The sequence below is a fragment of the Lolliginicoccus lacisalsi genome, assembly GCF_014841105.1.
In the GTDB taxonomy this organism is placed as follows: domain Bacteria; phylum Actinomycetota; class Actinomycetes; order Mycobacteriales; family Mycobacteriaceae; genus Lolliginicoccus; species Lolliginicoccus lacisalsi.
This window is the reverse complement of the sequence record NZ_JACYWE010000001.1, coordinates 662,242-677,706: the sequence shown is the minus strand read 5'-3', so window position 1 is coordinate 677,706 and position 15,465 is coordinate 662,242. Positions and strand designations below refer to the sequence as shown.

General features: G+C 69.0%; 14 protein-coding genes. 8 read left to right on the top strand and 6 right to left on the bottom strand.

The window, feature by feature from the left end; translation table 11 throughout:
• The first annotated feature begins 9 nt into the window (after positions 1-9).
• The 4 genes from ispG (at position 10) to HT102_RS03125 (ending at position 4,583) form a co-directional block, all read left to right on the top strand.
• Positions 10-1,140 (top strand): flavodoxin-dependent (E)-4-hydroxy-3-methylbut-2-enyl-diphosphate synthase, encoded by a 1,131-nt coding sequence (gene ispG, locus HT102_RS03140; RefSeq protein ID WP_192038040.1) that lies wholly within the window; start codon positions 10-12, stop codon positions 1,138-1,140.
• 126 nt (positions 1,141-1,266) lie between these two features.
• On the top strand, positions 1,267-2,103 hold the full coding sequence (locus HT102_RS03135; RefSeq protein ID WP_192037911.1) for a GNAT family N-acetyltransferase: 837 nt from the start codon (positions 1,267-1,269) through the stop codon (positions 2,101-2,103).
• 51 nt (positions 2,104-2,154) lie between these two features.
• Positions 2,155-3,018 (top strand): type I methionyl aminopeptidase, encoded by an 864-nt coding sequence (map, locus tag HT102_RS03130; protein ID WP_192037910.1) that lies wholly within the window; start codon positions 2,155-2,157, stop codon positions 3,016-3,018.
• The gene (locus HT102_RS03125) at positions 3,015-4,583 is read left to right on the top strand and encodes a cobyric acid synthase (protein WP_192037909.1); all 1,569 of its coding nucleotides are present in this window, start codon (positions 3,015-3,017) and stop codon (positions 4,581-4,583) included. The genes map and HT102_RS03125 overlap by 4 nt, the downstream gene beginning before the upstream one ends.
• Here HT102_RS03125 and HT102_RS03120 read toward each other — a convergent pair.
• Positions 4,580-5,194 (bottom strand): TetR/AcrR family transcriptional regulator, encoded by a 615-nt coding sequence (locus tag HT102_RS03120; protein WP_192037908.1) that lies wholly within the window; start codon positions 5,192-5,194, stop codon positions 4,580-4,582. The genes HT102_RS03125 and HT102_RS03120 overlap by 4 nt on opposite strands.
• 122 nt (positions 5,195-5,316) lie before the next feature.
• Here HT102_RS03120 and HT102_RS03115 point away from each other — a divergent pair, with 122 nt between their 5' ends.
• Positions 5,317-6,270, top strand: coding sequence for a diacylglycerol/lipid kinase family protein (locus HT102_RS03115; RefSeq protein ID WP_333473256.1), 954 nt, complete (start codon positions 5,317-5,319; stop codon positions 6,268-6,270).
• Positions 6,271-6,292: 22 nt separating this feature from the next.
• Here the strand turns inward: HT102_RS03115 and HT102_RS03110 are convergent, their stop codons facing one another.
• Genes HT102_RS03110 through HT102_RS03100 form a run of 3 tightly spaced genes read right to left on the bottom strand, consistent with a single transcriptional unit; the run spans position 6,293 to position 8,275 of the window.
• A complete protein-coding gene (locus tag HT102_RS03110; protein WP_192037906.1) occupies positions 6,293-7,027 on the bottom strand; it encodes a hypothetical protein in 735 nt (244 codons plus the stop codon).
• Complete coding sequence (locus HT102_RS03105) at positions 7,024-7,920, bottom strand: ABC transporter ATP-binding protein (RefSeq protein WP_192037905.1); 897 nt, start codon at positions 7,918-7,920, stop codon at positions 7,024-7,026. Before HT102_RS03105 ends, HT102_RS03110 begins: the two co-directional genes overlap by 4 nt.
• Positions 7,907-8,275 (bottom strand): GntR family transcriptional regulator, encoded by a 369-nt coding sequence (locus tag HT102_RS03100; protein WP_192037904.1) that lies wholly within the window; start codon positions 8,273-8,275, stop codon positions 7,907-7,909. Before HT102_RS03100 ends, HT102_RS03105 begins: the two co-directional genes overlap by 14 nt.
• A 236-nt stretch (positions 8,276-8,511) precedes the next feature.
• Here HT102_RS03100 and HT102_RS03095 point away from each other — a divergent pair, with 236 nt between their 5' ends.
• Entirely contained in the window at positions 8,512-9,075 is a 564-nt protein-coding gene (locus HT102_RS03095) for an alpha/beta hydrolase (protein ID WP_192037903.1), read from the top strand.
• 22 nt (positions 9,076-9,097) lie between these two features.
• Here the strand turns inward: HT102_RS03095 and HT102_RS03090 are convergent, their stop codons facing one another.
• Both HT102_RS03090 and HT102_RS03085 read right to left on the bottom strand, forming a co-directional pair.
• Positions 9,098-10,525, bottom strand: a complete 1,428-nt coding sequence (locus tag HT102_RS03090; RefSeq protein ID WP_192037902.1) for a mycothione reductase — start codon at positions 10,523-10,525, stop codon at positions 9,098-9,100.
• Positions 10,526-10,568: 43 nt separating this feature from the next.
• Positions 10,569-11,639, bottom strand: a complete 1,071-nt coding sequence (locus tag HT102_RS03085) for an alpha/beta hydrolase (protein ID WP_192037901.1) — start codon at positions 11,637-11,639, stop codon at positions 10,569-10,571.
• A gap of 161 nt (positions 11,640-11,800) precedes the next feature.
• Between HT102_RS03085 and mqo the strand changes: the two genes are divergently transcribed.
• Positions 11,801-13,450 carry a malate dehydrogenase (quinone) gene (mqo, locus tag HT102_RS03080; protein ID WP_192037900.1) on the top strand — a complete coding sequence of 550 codons (1,650 nt, stop codon included), beginning with the start codon at positions 11,801-11,803 and terminating at the stop codon, positions 13,448-13,450.
• Positions 13,447-15,411, top strand: coding sequence for a VWA domain-containing protein (locus tag HT102_RS03075; RefSeq protein ID WP_333473255.1), 1,965 nt, complete (start codon positions 13,447-13,449; stop codon positions 15,409-15,411). The genes mqo and HT102_RS03075 overlap by 4 nt, the downstream gene beginning before the upstream one ends.
• The last annotated feature ends 54 nt before the right edge of the window (positions 15,412-15,465 follow it).

Here is a 15,465-nt window from a genome sequence, read left to right as displayed (position 1 = left end):
GGCCTCGGTATGCCAGCGGGACCGGTCGAGGTCCTTGCGCCCCGTCGCCGCACCCGGCAACTGATGGTCGGCTCGGTCGGCGTTGGCAGTGAGCACCCGGTCTCGGTGCAGTCGATGACCACCACCAAGACCCATGACGTGAACGCGACGCTGCAGCAGACCGCCGAGCTCACCGCGTCGGGCTGCGACATCGTGCGGGTGGCGTGCCCGCGCCAGGAGGACGCGGATGCGCTCGCCGAGATCGCGCGCAAGAGCCAGATCCCCGTGATCGCCGATATCCACTTCCAGCCGCGCTACATCTTCTCCGCGATCGAGGCGGGCTGCGCCGCGGTGCGGGTGAACCCCGGCAACATCAAGGAGTTCGACGGTCGCGTCAAGGAGGTGGCGAAGGCCGCTGGCGAGGCGGGCATCCCCATCCGCATCGGCGTGAACGCCGGCTCGCTCGATCCGCGCATCCTCGGCAAGTATGGCAAGGCCACCCCGGAGGCGCTCGTCGAGTCGGCGCTGTGGGAAGCGGGCCTGTTCGAGGAGCACGGCTTCGGCGACATCAAGATCTCCGTCAAGCACAATGATCCCGTCGTGATGGTGCGGGCCTACGAGCTGCTCGCCGAGCAATGCGACTACCCGCTGCATCTCGGCGTGACCGAGGCTGGCCCAGCGTTCCAGGGGACCATCAAGTCCGCCGTCGCGTTCGGCGCGCTGCTCTCGCGGGGCATCGGCGACACGATCCGGGTCTCGTTGTCCGCGCCTCCTGTCGAGGAGGTCAAGGTGGGCAACCAGATCCTGCAATCGCTGAACCTGCGCCCGCGCAAGCTCGAGATCGTCTCCTGCCCGTCGTGCGGGCGCGCCCAGGTCGATGTGTATTCGCTCGCCAACGAGGTCACCGCGGGCCTCGAGGGCATGGACATCCCGCTGCGGGTCGCGGTGATGGGCTGCGTGGTCAACGGGCCCGGCGAGGCGCGCGAGGCGGACCTCGGTGTCGCGTCCGGCAATGGCAAGGGCCAGATCTTCGTCAAGGGCAAGGTCATCAAGACGGTGCCCGAGGCGAAGATCGTGGAGACCCTGATCGAGGAGGCGATGCGCATCGCCGAGGAATTCGGGGAGACCGGCACCGGTGGACCGGTCGTCACGGTGAGCTGAGCCAGCCACCGGTGAGCCCAGGATCGCGGTCTGATCACGGACCTGGCACGGTCTCGTTCCTCTTTTTTCGTTCTTGCCCCCCAAACGGGGTACCGCTGACCCCCATTCTCGTGGCAATCTTGAGTTGTGCTGAAGTTGCTGGGCGCCCGTCCGCTGGGGTTGCGCGATACCCCAGCGGTGCTGCGCGCGCTCGACAACGACCCGATCGCGAGCTGCATGGTTGCCTCGCGCATCGAGGAGTTCGGCGTGGATCCGCGCTTCCTGCGGGGCGAGATGTGGAGCCGGGGCCGCCCCGAGGAGTCCCTCTGCTTCTCCGGCGTGAACCTCATTCCGCTGCGCGGCGACGACACCGACATGCGGTTCTTCGCGGATCGTGCTTGCCGGGGCCCCCGCATGTGTTCCTCGCTGGTGGGGCGCGCTGACCTGGTGCTGCCGCTGTGGGAGCAGCTCGAGAGCGAGTGGGGAGCGGCGCGCGAGATCCGCGACGAGCAGCCGATGCTCGCCTTGCCCGGGCCGCCGCGCTGCCAGTCCGATCCCTTCACCAGGCGCGCGCGCAAGGACGAGCTCGAGCCCTATCTCGATGCCGCGGTGAAGATGTTCATCGAGGAGGTCGGCGTGGACCCGCTCGCCCACGACGGGGGCCGCTCCTACCGCTATCGCATCGAGGGGCTGATCGAGTCAGGCCGGGCATGGGTGCGCTTCGAGGGCGACGAAGTGGTGTTCAAGGCCGAGATGGGCTCGATGTCGCAGCGGGTCGGCCAGATCCATGGGGTGTGGGTGCATCCCGATTACCGGGGTTGCGGCCTCGGTGCGGCGGGAACAGCAACGATCGCCCAGGCCATCGTGAAATCCGGGCGTACCGCGAGCCTCTATGTGAACAGCTACAACCGGGCCGCGCGCACGATGTACGCCAAGGTCGGCTTCCAGCAGGTCGCGACGTTCGCGACCGTCCTCGTCGATTAGCAGGCCCCCTGCTCCTCGCATCGGCACCGCCCGCCCATTACCCTCGTTAGCATGTCGACCCGCACTGCCCTGCAGCCTGGAACCCTCTCGCCGATCCGTGAGGTGCCCGCCTCGATCACTCGCCCGGAGTACGCGTGGCGCAAGACGGCGAAGGAAGGGCATGAGCCGTGGGTGCAGACGCCCGAGGTGATCGAGAACATGCGGGTCGCGGGGCGCATCGCTGCCGACGCGATCGTGGAGGCGGGCAAGCGCGTGGAGCCCGGCGTCACCACCGACACGCTCGACGCGGTGGTGCACGAGTACCTGTGCGATCACGGCGCCTACCCGTCGACGCTGGGCTACCGCGGATTCCAGAAGTCCTGCTGCACGTCACTCAACGAGGTGATCTGCCACGGCATCCCGGACTCGACGGTGATCGAGGACGGCGACATCGTCAAGATCGACGTGACCGCCTACATCGGCGATGTGCATGGCGATACCTGTGTGACTTTCCTTGCCGGCAATGTCTCCGAGGAGCATCGCCTGCTCGTCGAGCGCACCAAGGCGGCGCTGGACCGGGCGATCAAGGCGGTCAAGCCGGGGCGGCAGCTCAACGTCGTGGGGCGCGTCATCGAGTCCTACGCGAGCCGCTTCGGCTACGGGACGGTGCGCGCGTTCACCGGCCACGGGGTCGGCCCGACCTTCCACAACGGCCTAGTGGTGCTGCACTACGACGATCCCTCGGTGGAGACCGTGCTCGAGCCGGGCATGACGTTCACGATCGAGCCGATGATCAATCTCGGCGGCATCGACCATGAGATCTGGGATGACGGCTGGACGGTCGTGACCAAGGATCGCAAGTGGTCGGCGCAGTTCGAGCATTCGCTGGTGGTCACCGATACCGGGGCCGAGGTCCTGACCCTGCCGTCGGCGTGAGCCCCGCGCGTCCCGCGGGGGCGCTCCTTGTCGCTGGAACCACCTCCGACGCGGGCAAGAGCGTGATCGTGGCGGGGTTGTGCCGGGCCTGGGCGAGGCAGGGCGTATCGGTGGCGCCGTTCAAGGCGCAGAACATGTCGAACAACTCGTTCGTCACCCTCGATGGCGGCGAGATCGGCCGGGCGCAGGCGTTGCAGGCGCGGGCGTGCGGCCTCGAGCCGAGCACGCGGTTCAACCCCATCCTGCTCAAGCCGGGGTCCGATCGGCGCTCGCAGCTCGTCATCCATGGTCGTGCCGAGGGAACGGTGATGGCCGGTGACTACATCGCGCGCCGCTCCTGGTTGCGGGGCGTCGCGGCGGAGGCGCTGCGGGGCCTGCGCGAGGAGTTCGACATCGTGGTGTGCGAGGGCGCGGGCTCGCCGGCCGAGATGAACCTCCGCCATTCCGATGTGGCGAACATGGGCCTTGCCGAGGCGGCCGGCCTGCCGGTCGTGGTGGTGGGCGACATCGACCGGGGCGGCGTGCTGGCGCACTTCGTGGGCACGCTCGCGGTGCTCTCCGCCGCCGATCAGCAACGAGTGGCGGGCTTCATCGTCAATAAGTTCCGGGGTGATCCGGAGTTGCTGCGCCCGGGCCTCGAATGCGTGGCGGAGCTGACCGGGCGCCCGGTGCTGGGCACGGTTCCGTTCCTGCACGATGTGTGGCTCGATGCGGAGGATTCGCTGGCGAGCCCGGTCGGTCGAGTGGTCGGCCTGGCGGCCCCGCCGCTCGGCGACGCATGGCTATCGGTGGCGGCGATCCGGCTGCCGCGGGTGTCGAACGCGACCGATGTGGAGGCGCTGGCCTGCGAGCCGGGCGTGGTGGTGCGGTGGGTCGATGATCCCGGCTCGGTCCTGGCGGCGGACCTCGTGGTGCTGCCGGGCAGCAAGGCCACCGTCGATGACCTTCGCTGGTTGCGCGAGCGTGGCCTGGACCTGGCCTTGCGGTCGCGAGCGGAGGCGGGCGGCCCCTTGCTGGGCATATGCGGGGGATATCAGATGCTCGGCACGACGATCGTTGACCCGGTGGAGTCCGGTGCCGCGGGCCCGGTGGCGGGGCTGGCGCTGCTCGATGTCGTGACGGAGTTCGCGCCGGACAAGGTGCTCGAGCGTCCCGAGGGGCGCGGCAGCGCGGTGGGCGCGGGCATCGCTGTGCGCGGGTACGAGATCCATCATGGCCGGGTGACCCGCAATCGAGAAGCACCTTTGCTCGATACGGTTTCCGGGGGCGAGGGGAGCGCGCGCGAGGCCTTGTGGGGCACCCATTGGCATGGGTTGCTCGATAATGATCGGTTCCGCCGCGCGTTCCTCGAGGAGGTGGCGCGGCTGCGTGGCGCGCGGGGCTTCCGGGTCTCGCCCAGCACGTCGGTGGCCGGGGCGCGGGAGGCGCAGCTCGACGCTATCGCGGATGCGGTGGAGCAGGGGATCGGGCTGGCGCGGCTGGAGGCCGTGATGCGCTCGGGACGGGCTCCGGGCGCGGGGCCGGAATTGTTGCCGGTGCTCGAGGCGCGGCTGCGCGGTCGCTAGGCGGTGGGCGCGCCGCTGGGGGCGAGGTAGCGCGTGAGCAGATCGATCTGCTCGGCACGGAGGCTCTCGAGCGACGGCGGCCCGGCCATGATCGGCGCGGATACCAGCCAGGACTGGCAGAGCAGAAGGATGGTGTGCGCCCTCGCGGCGGCGTCACCGTCCCGGAGCGTGCCGGCGGCCTGTCCGTGGCGGATCATGCGCTCGAACACCGCGATGCCCCAGTTCTGGGTGCGCCCGCGGCGCTGGATGATGTAGGTGAGCATGATCTCGGGATCGACGTCCATGACCTTCGCGAACAGCGAGTTCTCACGGAGCGAGTCGGTGATGGCGAGGAGCTCGGTCGCTAGCTCGCGAGGTGCTCGAGCGGGATGGTGGCCCTCGGTGCCGAGGAGTTCCTCGATGCCGGGGAGGCTGGTCCATTCGCGGGTCATGACATCGCTCATGAGCCGACGCATGTCGTTCCATTTGCGGTAGATGGACATGCGGGACACACCTGCGCGCCGGGCAACGTCGGTCAGCGTCGTGCGCTTCCAGCCGACGGCGAGCACGCAGTCGCGAGCGGCGTCGAGGACGGCATCCTCGTTAATGGATCTGTGACGGCCGATCGACATATGTCACAACGTAACACACTCATCGGGACCGGGGTGGGCTATCCCAGCATCCGCTGCAGGAGTGATCCATGCCTCGTGCCGTTCCTGTCGACAGGAAGTGTCGCATCCCGCATCATCGACCGGTGAGCCCAGCCCAGCAGCGCCCATCCGAGCAGCGCCCAGTGAGCGGCCCCCGCGCCTTCCGCTTCCTTCTCAACCGCCAAGCTGGTGGTGGCTCGGCGGCCCGGGCAGCGGCGCCCGTGGCCCGGCGCCTGCGATCGGCGGGGGCCGAGGCCAGGATCACGCAGAGCGCGGGAGCGGAGCATTGCCGGGGGTTGATCCCTGGCGCGGTCGCGCGCGGCGAGATCATCGTCGCGGTGGGCGGGGATGGCATGGTGGGATCGCTCGCCGGTGCGGTCTCGGGCGCGGGCGGAACCCTCGGCATCGTGCCAGCGGGGCGTGGAAACGACCTTGCCCGGCAGCTCGGCATTCCGCGTGCCGCAGCTGCCAATGCCGACTGCTTGCTGCGTGGCCGGGCCACGCGCATCGATCTCATCGACGTGACCACTGCTCGCGGGGCAGACGTGGTCGCGGGAAGTGTCTATGCGGGGGTGGATTCCCTCGCCTCGGCACTGGTGGACCGAGCGCCACGCTTCATTCCCGCCGCGCTCCAGTACCACTATGCAGCGGTCCGGGCGCTCGCCTCGTTCCCGCCCCGCCAGTACATCGTCGACGTCGATGGTTCCTCCCATCGCTTCCGGGGCTTCACCACGGTCATCGCGAGCTCGGGCTTCTACGGCCGGGGCATGCACATCGCCCCCGATGCCGACCCCGCGGACGGGATGCTCGACATCGTGATGGTCTCGGCCGGATCGCGCGCGAGGCTGCTGCGCGCGCTGCCCCGGCTCTACCGGGGCGACCACGTAGCGCTTCCCGACGTCACTGTCCTCCGCGGTCGGGAGGTCGAGGTGCGCATCGAGGACCGTGGAGAGAAGCTGGAGGCATGGGGCGATGGCGATCGGCTCGGTCGGCTTCCGCTGCGCGCATCCGTGCGGCCCGCGGCTCTCGAAGTGCTCGTGCCGCGGGTCGCCCAGTGACGGCATCCGTGATCGGATCGGGCTAGATGGATGCTCGCCGGATCACCAGGCTGGTGAGCGCCGCGAGAACGAGGGCGGCGAGAGCGTAGCCGCCGAGCAGTTGCGCCTCCATCGGCGCGCTGTCGACGATGCTGGCCGCGCTGCGGGCAAGCGACGCCAGGCTCTCGATCGATCCGAGGATGCTGGCCGCCGCGAGCGTCCCGAGGATGACGACCCAGGCGCCGGTGCCTCCCCAGCGCGTGTGGATGGCGCCGAGCAGCAAGCCCAGGGACGCCACCGCGAGCAGCCCCAGGGGGATGATGGCGATCGCTGATGCGGGATGGACGGTGAGCTCGCCCGCGACGTCGAAGAAGGTGAAACCGAGCCACCAGCCGTCGGTCACGTGCTCGACGAGCGCGAGGAGCATGCACGCGCCAGTGAGCACGATGGCCAGGATGCTCGCGTGCACCAGGCTCGCGAGCAGGAAAGCGTGCCGGGTGAGGCCCAGGCCCAGCGCGAGCGGCAGGTACTGGGTCATCGACATGATCGCGGTCACGAAGACAAAGATGGCCAGGATGATCGGTGCGGAGCCAGTGAAGACCTCGCCCCGACCGCTGAAATAGGCGGCGATGGCGAGCTGGAGGAGGAAGATCGCCCCGGTGATCAACGCGATGATGATCAGGTTCCTGGGAAAGACCTGCCGGTAGAGCGCGAGCGCCTGCCGGGCGCGGGTGGCGCGGTTGATCGTTTGCATGGTGTTCTCCTCGGACATCGTCATGTTCCTTGGGTGAGGTGGGTGATCAGCTGCTGCAACGGCACGGGATCGAGGGCCACGCCGCGCCGCAGGGCCTCGGCGCGGAGGTGCTCGTCGGCTGCGATCGCGGCAACGATGCGCGATTGGCTGCCGAGCGTCTCGGTTCCCAGCACGGAGGCGTCGCCGATCAGTTCCCGCACCTGCTGGGTCTCCCCGGTGGCGCGCACCGCGCGGGAGCGCAGCTCGTCTGCCGTGGTATCGGCTATCACGCGACCGCGGTCAAGGATGAACACATGCTCGAGCAGCGGGGAGACCTCGTCGATGAGGTGGGTGGAGAGCAGGATCGTCCGGGGATGCAGCGCGTAGTCCTCGATGAGGCGATCGTGGAAGATCTGTCGCGAGGGCGCGTCGAGGCCGAGGGTGGGCTCGTCGAGCAGGGTGAGGGGCGCGCGGGAGGCGAGCCCGACGGTGATGGCAAGCGCGGATCGCATGCCGCGCGAGAGCTTCTTGGTCTTGCGTCGTAGCGGCAGGGCGAAGTCTTGGCAGAGTTGCTGGGCGAGCTGCTCGTTCCACGCGGGATGCAGTGCGGCGGCGCAGCGCAGCACGTGGTGGACGGTGAAGTCGTCGGGATACCGCTGGTCGTCCCGGATGAAGCTGATCGCGGCGACGGCAGTGTCATCCTCGAAGATCCTGGACCCATCGAGCGTGGCGCGGCCGGCGGTGGGGATCTGGTGGCCGGCGAGGATGCGCATGGCGGTGGTCTTGCCGGATCCATTGCGGCCGAGGAGCCCGTGGATGGTGCCGGGGCGCAGCGCGAGGTCCACGTCGTCGAGGGCGCGGAGGCGCCCGAAGCGCATGGTCACCCCGTGCAGCCCGGTGGGGGCTGGTGGGGAACTAGTGGGTTCAGTGGCGATCATCCTGGTCCTCCCTGTGGTCGAGCATGGTCCTGAGCTCCTCGGGCGCGATGCCGATGCGGCGTGCCTCGGCGAGGAGCGGCGCGATGTAGGCGCGGGCGAACTGCTCGCGGCGTTGCCCGCGGAGCCGGTCGCGGGCGCCGGGGGCGACGAACATTCCTATTCCCCGCTTCTTGTAGAGCACGCCGGTGGTGACGAGCTGATTGAGCCCCTTGGCGGCGGTGGCTGGGTTGATGTGATGGAAGGCAGCGAGCTCGTTGGTCGAGGGCGCTTGCTCCTCCTCGTTGAGCGAGCCATCGATGATCGAGCCCTCGACGAGCTCGGCCACCTGCTGGAAAAGGGGTTTTCCGTCGTCCATGGGCAAGCCTTCCGCGCTGCGCCAGGAGCCTCATTGGCTCACTGGTTCACTGGTTCACTACTTGTGCAACTAACCATAGATGTAACCTGGCGAAGGCGCAATGCCCTTTGCCCCATCGCCCCCTATGAGGGCTGCCGTGCTACGACCCCGGTGTGCGCCGTGCCCCACCCCGGCAATCGAGTGAGTTCGCACAACTGTGCAGGTCGCGACCATCCCATTCGCGTAACGTGCACGGCATGGAGATCGTCTCGAAGACAATGGGGGAGAACGACTACACGGCGCGATGCGGAGGGGACCAGCGCAACGCCGCCGTCCTCATCCTCGTCCCCGAGGGAGACGCTGCCGAGGATTACGACGAGTTGTGCGCCCGCCTGCACAATTCCGGCCTGCGCACCGCCACTGTTCCCGTAGCGACGACCACCCCCGACGCCGACATCCTCGGTCTCATTGACGCGCTGGGCCTCGGCTGGGTCCACGTCACTGGGATCCGTGCGGCCACCGTGGTCGCCTGGCAGTTCGCCGCCCACCACTTCGATCGCACGAGCAGCCTCATCGTGCTTGGCTCCGGCCACCCCGCTGCGGTGACCAGCCAGGACACGGCCATCGACGCCACCTGCCCGGCGATCGAGGTCGGCACCACCATCATCGCGACCAGCCCCCGCGAGCTCGCCCACGCGAAGGCGTCCGGCCAGCACATCCGCGGTGACCTCCGGATCGTCACGACCACCGATACCGCCGGTGCTGCCTCGGAGCTCGGCGTGCTCGCCACTGAGGTGGTGCTGCGCTCCAACCCCTGGTGACCGCGCGGCCCTGGGGCACCGCCTACCGGATGCGCGCCCCGAGCAAGGCGTTCTCCACCACCTCGGGCAGCGCGGGATGCACCCAGTACTGCCCGCGCGCCATTTCCGCGGCGCTGATCCCGAAGGTCATCGCCTGGACGACCTGCTGGATCAGCGCCGTCGCGTGGGCGCCCAGCAGGTGCGCTCCCACGATCAGCCCGGTTGGTCGATCCACGATGACCTTGCAGAACCCCTCCGGATCATCCATCGCCCACCCATAGGCGACATCCTTGTAATCGAACACCGACTCCACGACGTCGAGCCCCGCCTCGCTCGCCATCTCGCTGGTCAGTCCCACCGTCGCGATCTGGGGGGCGGTGAAGACGCCCGAGGGCACCACCCGGTGATCGGTCTTGATCAGTTCCCCCGGATGCAGCAGGTTGTGCTGCACCACGCGCGCCTCGTGGTTGGCCACATGCTTGAGCATCCACGGCGAGCACACGTCGCCGAGAGCCCACACCCCATCCGCGCTGGTGCGCTGGTGCGCGTCGACGACGATCCGCCCGTCCTCCTCCACGCGCACCGAGGTGTTGCCGAGGCCGAGCTCGCCGGTATCGGGGGCTCGGCCGGTAGCCGCGAGCAGCGCCGCGCACTCGAGGACATCGCCGGTGGACAAGGTGACGCGAGCGCCTCCCGGTGATTCCTCCACCGCGGTGACCTCGGTGTTCAGTCGCACCTTCCACTGCTTGCTGGCGAGCGCGGTGAAGCGCTGCGAGATCTCCCCATCGTGGTGGCGCAGCAGGGCGGGACCACGCTCGACGAGGGTGACCTCCACCCCGAGCTCGGAGAACACATGCGCGAACTCCGCGGCGATGAAGCCACCGCCCACGATCACCAGCCGGTCTGGCAGCTGCGGGATCCGCATGATGTCATCGGAGGTGTAGACGGGCACCCGACCGCTCGCCACGGCGTCGAAGCTGGAGAACTGGTCCGGGATCGTGGGGCGCGAGCCGGTGGCGATGACGATCTGATCAGCGCTGATCCGTTGCCCTCCAGTGCTGGGTGCGCCGGTGCCGCCGGGTGCTCCCTCGTCATCGGTGGGGGCGAGCTCGAGCACATGATCCTCGATGAACCGCGCGCGCGTGGAGTACACCGTGACGTTCGGGTTGTCCTCGCGGAACTGCTTGGCGGCGGCCACGTTGGCATCGATGCGCGAGAAGATGCGATCCACGATCGCCGGCCAGTCCACCGAGTCCAGCCGCGCGGTGATGCCGAAGCGCGCGGCCTCGCGGATATGGGCGGCCACGTCCGCCGTGTAGACGAACATCTTGGTGGGGATGCATCCGACGTTCAGGCACGTCCCACCGAACTTGTTCGCCTCGATGATCGCGACCTTCTTGCTCGCGAACTTGCGATTGACGATCATGTTGCCGGACCCGGCCCCGATGATCACGATGTCGTAGTGCTCCACTGCCGAACCTCCACTGCCGAACCGCCGGTCCGTGCGCCCCCGGTCAGCGCGCCGGCGCGTCGCTCGTTTCCCTGGTCCCCGACGCCGGCTCCTCGGCTCCCCGCTCGCGGGCATCCTGGCTGGCTAGCCACTCGAGGAAGATTTCGAGCTCGCGCAATGCTTCCGACAAAGCAGGCTCGTTGGAGAGGAACACATCGTGCCGCGCCCCCGTGATCGGCACCACGCTCACCCTGTTGCCCACGCAGCCCGACCACTTTGCTATCTGGCGCACGTCGAGCACGCAGTCCACGGTATCGATCTCGGGCTGGTAGTGGGGGGAGAACCACGTCCGGTCCGAGCGCAGGATCAACGACGGCACGCCGGTCTCGAGGCCCCGGTGCAGCTGCAGGTGGCCCCGCCGGACCGCCCGGAGCCACCCGAACCGTGCCGCGTAGCCGCCGTAGGGCTTCCACTCGGTGTCGAACTCCCACTGGCCGTGCCGCTCCCGGTGCAGGCTCGTCCCGTAGCCGTCGAACTTAGCGTCCTGGGCGATGCGCAGCGGTTGCACGCGTCCCACGGCATCGATGGCGGCAGTGCCGACGCTGCGCAGCCACCAGGAGCCCTGCATGTCGAACCAGGGGCTATTGAGCACCATGCCGATGATGCCCCGGCTGCTCGTCCCGCCTTCGGTCTGCTCGAGCCGATCCAGCCACAGGGGCACGATCAGCCCGCCCGTGGAGTGGGCGGAGACGACGATGCGATCCCCGGCCCCGGCGAGGAGCTCGGCCCGCATGATGTCGATCGCCGCGCCGAGCTCCTCGTCGTAGACCGCGAGATCGGTCACAAAATGCGGAGTGAGGCCGGCGCGCTGAGAACGCCCGCACTTGCGCAGATCGATGGCATAGAACGCGTGGCCCGCAGCGGCGAACGCCTCCGCGAGGTGCCGCTGGAAGAAGTAGTCCGAGTATCCATGCACATACAGGGCAGCGCTGTGAGCAGCGGGGAAGCGACCATCCGGCGGCACATGGCGCACCAGGGTGGCGACGATCTCGCCCTCGCCATCCGGGTCCGTGCCCAGCTCGATGGTGCACTGCTCGAAGTCATCCCCGAGGATGTCCGCGGTCCATGTGGTCACGAAAACACCCTATCGCGCATACTGCTAGAAGATGGATGAGGCAGGATGGAACACACCGCACGCGGACCTGCGCGGACGGTGACAGCATCACGTCCCCGCGCCCGCTAGGGTCTAGGGGAGGTTGATGGGTGCCGAACGACCGGACAAGAAAGTTGAGTCCAGTGCCAGAACAAGATGCGCATGACCGGAGCAACGCTTCGAGCCGCGGCAGCACCGAGCAATCGGTCGATGTCGCCCTGATCGGTGCAGGAATCATGAGCGCCACGCTCGGATCCCTGCTCACCGAGCTCGAGCCCGACTGGACCGTCTCGTTGTTCGAGCGGCTCGACGCCGCCGCCGCCGAGAGCAGCGATCCCTGGAACAACGCCGGGACGGGCCACTCCGCGCTGTGCGAGCTGAACTACACGCCGCAGAACCCCGACGGCAGCGTCAGCATCGACAAGGCGATCGAAATCAACGAGCGCTTCCAGGTATCGCGCCAGTACTGGGCCTACGCGGTGGAGAAGGGCATCCTCGGCAACCCCTCCCGGTTCATCAACCCGGTGCCGCACATCAGCTTCGTGCACGGCGAGGACAACGTGAAGTACCTGCGCAAGCGGTACGACGCGCTCGCCGCCGAGACCCTCTTCGAGGGCATCCAGTACACGCAGGACCGCAGCACGTTCTCCGAGTGGCTGCCATTGATGGCGAGCAAGCGTGATTTCAGCGACCCGATCGCTCTCAACCGCTTCGACCTCGGTACCGACGTTGACTTCGGCGCGCTGACCCGGCAATTGCTCACCCACCTTGGTGCATTCGGCTACGACGTGCGGTTCGGGCACGAGGTCGCCAACATCACCAAGCAGAGCGACGGCCGCTGGAAGCTCAAGGTGCGCAACGTGCGCACCGGCGCCAAGCGCACCGTCATCGCCCGGTTCGTCTTCGTAGGTGCCGGCGGTGGCGCGCTGCCCCTGCTGCAGAAGTCGGGCATCAAGGAGATCAAGGGCTTCGGCGGGTTCCCCATCAGCGGCCAGTTCCTGCGCTGCACCAATCCCGACCTGATCAAGCAGCACGAGGCCAAGGTCTACGGCAAGGCTGCCGTGGGCGCGCCCCCCATGTCCGTCCCGCACCTCGATACCCGCGTCATCGCCGGGGAGCGCGGCCTCCTCTTTGGCCCCTACGCGGGCTGGACGCCCAAGTTCCTCAAGGAAGGCCATCTGACCGATCTCTTCCTCTCGGTCAAGCCCGGCAACATCTTCCAGATGATGAGCGTCGGCATCCACGAGATGGGACTCACCAAGTACCTCATCGAGCAGGTCGTGCAGTCCGACCAGACCCGCATCGACGCCCTCTCGGAGTTCATCCCCGACGCTGACGGCAAGGACTGGGACCTCATCACCGCCGGGCAGCGCGTGCAGACGATCCGCACGGGCAAGGACACCAAGGGAACGCTGGAGTTCGGTACCGCCATCGTGGCGGCCGAGGACGGTTCCATCGCGGGCCTGCTGGGTGCATCGCCCGGCGCGTCCACCTGTGTCTCCGCGATGCTCGAGGTGCTCGAGCGGTGCTTCACCTCGCGCTACAAGACGTGGGAGAAGGACCTTCAGCGCATGATCCCGTCTGCTGGACGGCAGCTCAACACCGAGCCCGCGCTCTACCAGGAGCTGTGGGACTGGACCAACAGCGTGCTCAAGCTCGCCCCCGAGCCTGCCCCCGCTGCGGAGGCTGCGCCCGTGGAGGTCTCCAGCGCCGACGATGCCGCGGCAGAGGATGCGGGCACCCCGAGCGATGCCACCGCGCGAACGGCCGGGGAAGCCGCCAGCGAATCGTGATCCAGGGCCGCCCCGGCGAACCGGGCGAGATCCCCGGCTACCCGTTCAGCGCGATCGTCGGCCAGGACCAGCTTCGCCTCGCGCTCGTGCTGTGCGCCATCAACCCCGCCATCGGCGGGGTCCTGGTGCGTGGCGAGAAGGGCACCGCCAAGTCCACGATCGTCCGTGCTCTCGCTCGGCTCCTGCCGAGCCCGCTCGGGAGCACGGACCAGCACCGTGCCCCGCTGGTGGAATTGCCCATCGGCGCGACCGAGGACAGGGTCGTGGGCTCGATCGACCTCGAGCGCGTCCTGCGCGACAGCGAGCATGCCTTCCGGCCCGGGCTCCTCGCCCGCGCCCACGATGGCGTCCTGTACGTCGATGAGGTGAACCTGCTGCACGATCACCTCGTCGACGTGCTGCTCGACGCCGCCGCGATGGGGCGGGTGCATGTCGAGCGTGATGGGTTCTCCCACGCCTACCCTTCCCGGTTCGTGCTCGTGGGCACCATGAACCCCGAGGAGGGCGAGCTCCGCCCGCAGCTTCTCGACCGCTTCGGACTCGCCGTGGATGTGGCCGCCTCCCGCGATCTCGACATCCGCACGGCCGTCGTGGTGCGGCGGCTCGCGTACGAGCGCGACCCCCAGGCCTTTGCCGATGCCTATGCCGCGGAGGACGCGCAGCTCGCCGAGCGCATCAGGGAAGCCCGGGACGCCGTAACGGCGGTGCGCCTGCCCGAGCGCGAGATCCGGCGCATCGCCGCGATCTGCGCCCGGCTCGACGTGGATGGCATGCGCGCGGACCTCGTGATCGCTCGTGCCGCGGTTGCGCACGCCGCTTGGCGGGGCGGCGACACCGTTGTCGAGGACGACGTTCGCATCGCTGCGGAGCTCGCGCTGCCGCACCGGCGGCGCCGGGATCCGTTCGATGAGACAGGAATGAGCGAGGACGAGCTCGACGACGCGATCAGCGAGGCCCGGTCCGCGGCGGGCGACGAGGACGAGCCTGGAGAGGATCCCGGGCCCCAGGATCCCGGCTCCCAGGATCCCGGCCCCGGTGGCCCCGGGGAGCCCGATGGTGACGGGCCGCATGATGACGGCCCGGGCGGGGGAGAGGAACCATCACCGGAGCCGCCGAACGGGCCCAGTGGCAGCCCGCGGGAGCGGCAGGCCGGGGCGCCCGGCCCGGGATTCGTCGCGCCCCGCTTCGAGCTCCCAGGACGAGGCTCTGGCGCTGCGGGGCGCCGGTCCCGATCGATCTCCCCCCGCGGCCGCATCGTCCGGGACGCTCCCTTCACCGGCCACGGCATGCATGCCCCCGCCACGATCCGCGCCGCGGCGGCCGAGGTCCCGCGGCGGGGCGGGCTCGCCATCCGGCTCCAGGACATGCGCGGCGCGGCGCGCGAGGACCGCGAGGGCAACCTCGTCATCTTCGTGGTGGATGCATCGGGCTCGATGGCCGCGCGCGATCGGCTCTCCGCGGTGACCGGCGCAGTGCGGTCCCTTCTCCGTGACGCCTACCAGCGGCGCGACAAGGTCGCCGTGATCACCCTCCGGGGTCGCAGCGCCGACGTCGTGCTGCCTCCCACTAGCTCGACCGATGTCGCGGCCCGTCGCCTGCACGACCTCCGCACCGGGGGCCGTACCCCGCTCGCGGAGGGGCTCGTCGAGGCGCGCTCGCTCATCCAGCGCGAGCGCCGCCGGGACCCGGACCGGCGGGCACTCGTCGTGCTGCTGACCGATGGCCGCGCCACCGCGGGACCAGATCCCGTCGCACGCGCGAGATCCACCGCGCGCGGCATGGCCAGGGACGGCATCGCGTCGATCACGATTGATTGCGAGCACGGCATGGTCTCGCTCGGCCTTGCCGCTGAACTCGCCCACCACCTCCGGGGTGGATACGTACGGTTGAACGAGTTGTCCGCCAGTACTGTCTCCGGAGTGGTCCGCGCAGCGCGCGGGCCCGGGGCCGCCGCGGCGTAGCTGCCCCGGGAGGCGGGCGAGGACGGTCGGCATTCGGACGTGGCGCGGCACCGA

Coding starts and splice junctions, on each gene's coding strand:
- ispG (WP_192038040.1), top strand. CDS start 10: ATGCCAGCGGGACCGGTCGAGGTCCTTGCGCCCCGTCGCCGCACCCGG.
- map (WP_192037910.1), top strand. CDS start 2,155: ATGTCGACCCGCACTGCCCTGCAGCCTGGAACCCTCTCGCCGATCCGT.
- HT102_RS03120 (WP_192037908.1), bottom strand. CDS start 5,194: ATGTCGATCGGCCGTCACAGATCCATTAACGAGGATGCCGTCCTCGAC.
- HT102_RS03110 (WP_192037906.1), bottom strand. CDS start 7,027: ATGACGATGTCCGAGGAGAACACCATGCAAACGATCAACCGCGCCACC.
- HT102_RS03105 (WP_192037905.1), bottom strand. CDS start 7,920: ATGATCGCCACTGAACCCACTAGTTCCCCACCAGCCCCCACCGGGCTG.
- HT102_RS03100 (WP_192037904.1), bottom strand. CDS start 8,275: ATGGACGACGGAAAACCCCTTTTCCAGCAGGTGGCCGAGCTCGTCGAG.
- HT102_RS03095 (WP_192037903.1), top strand. CDS start 8,512: ATGGAGATCGTCTCGAAGACAATGGGGGAGAACGACTACACGGCGCGA.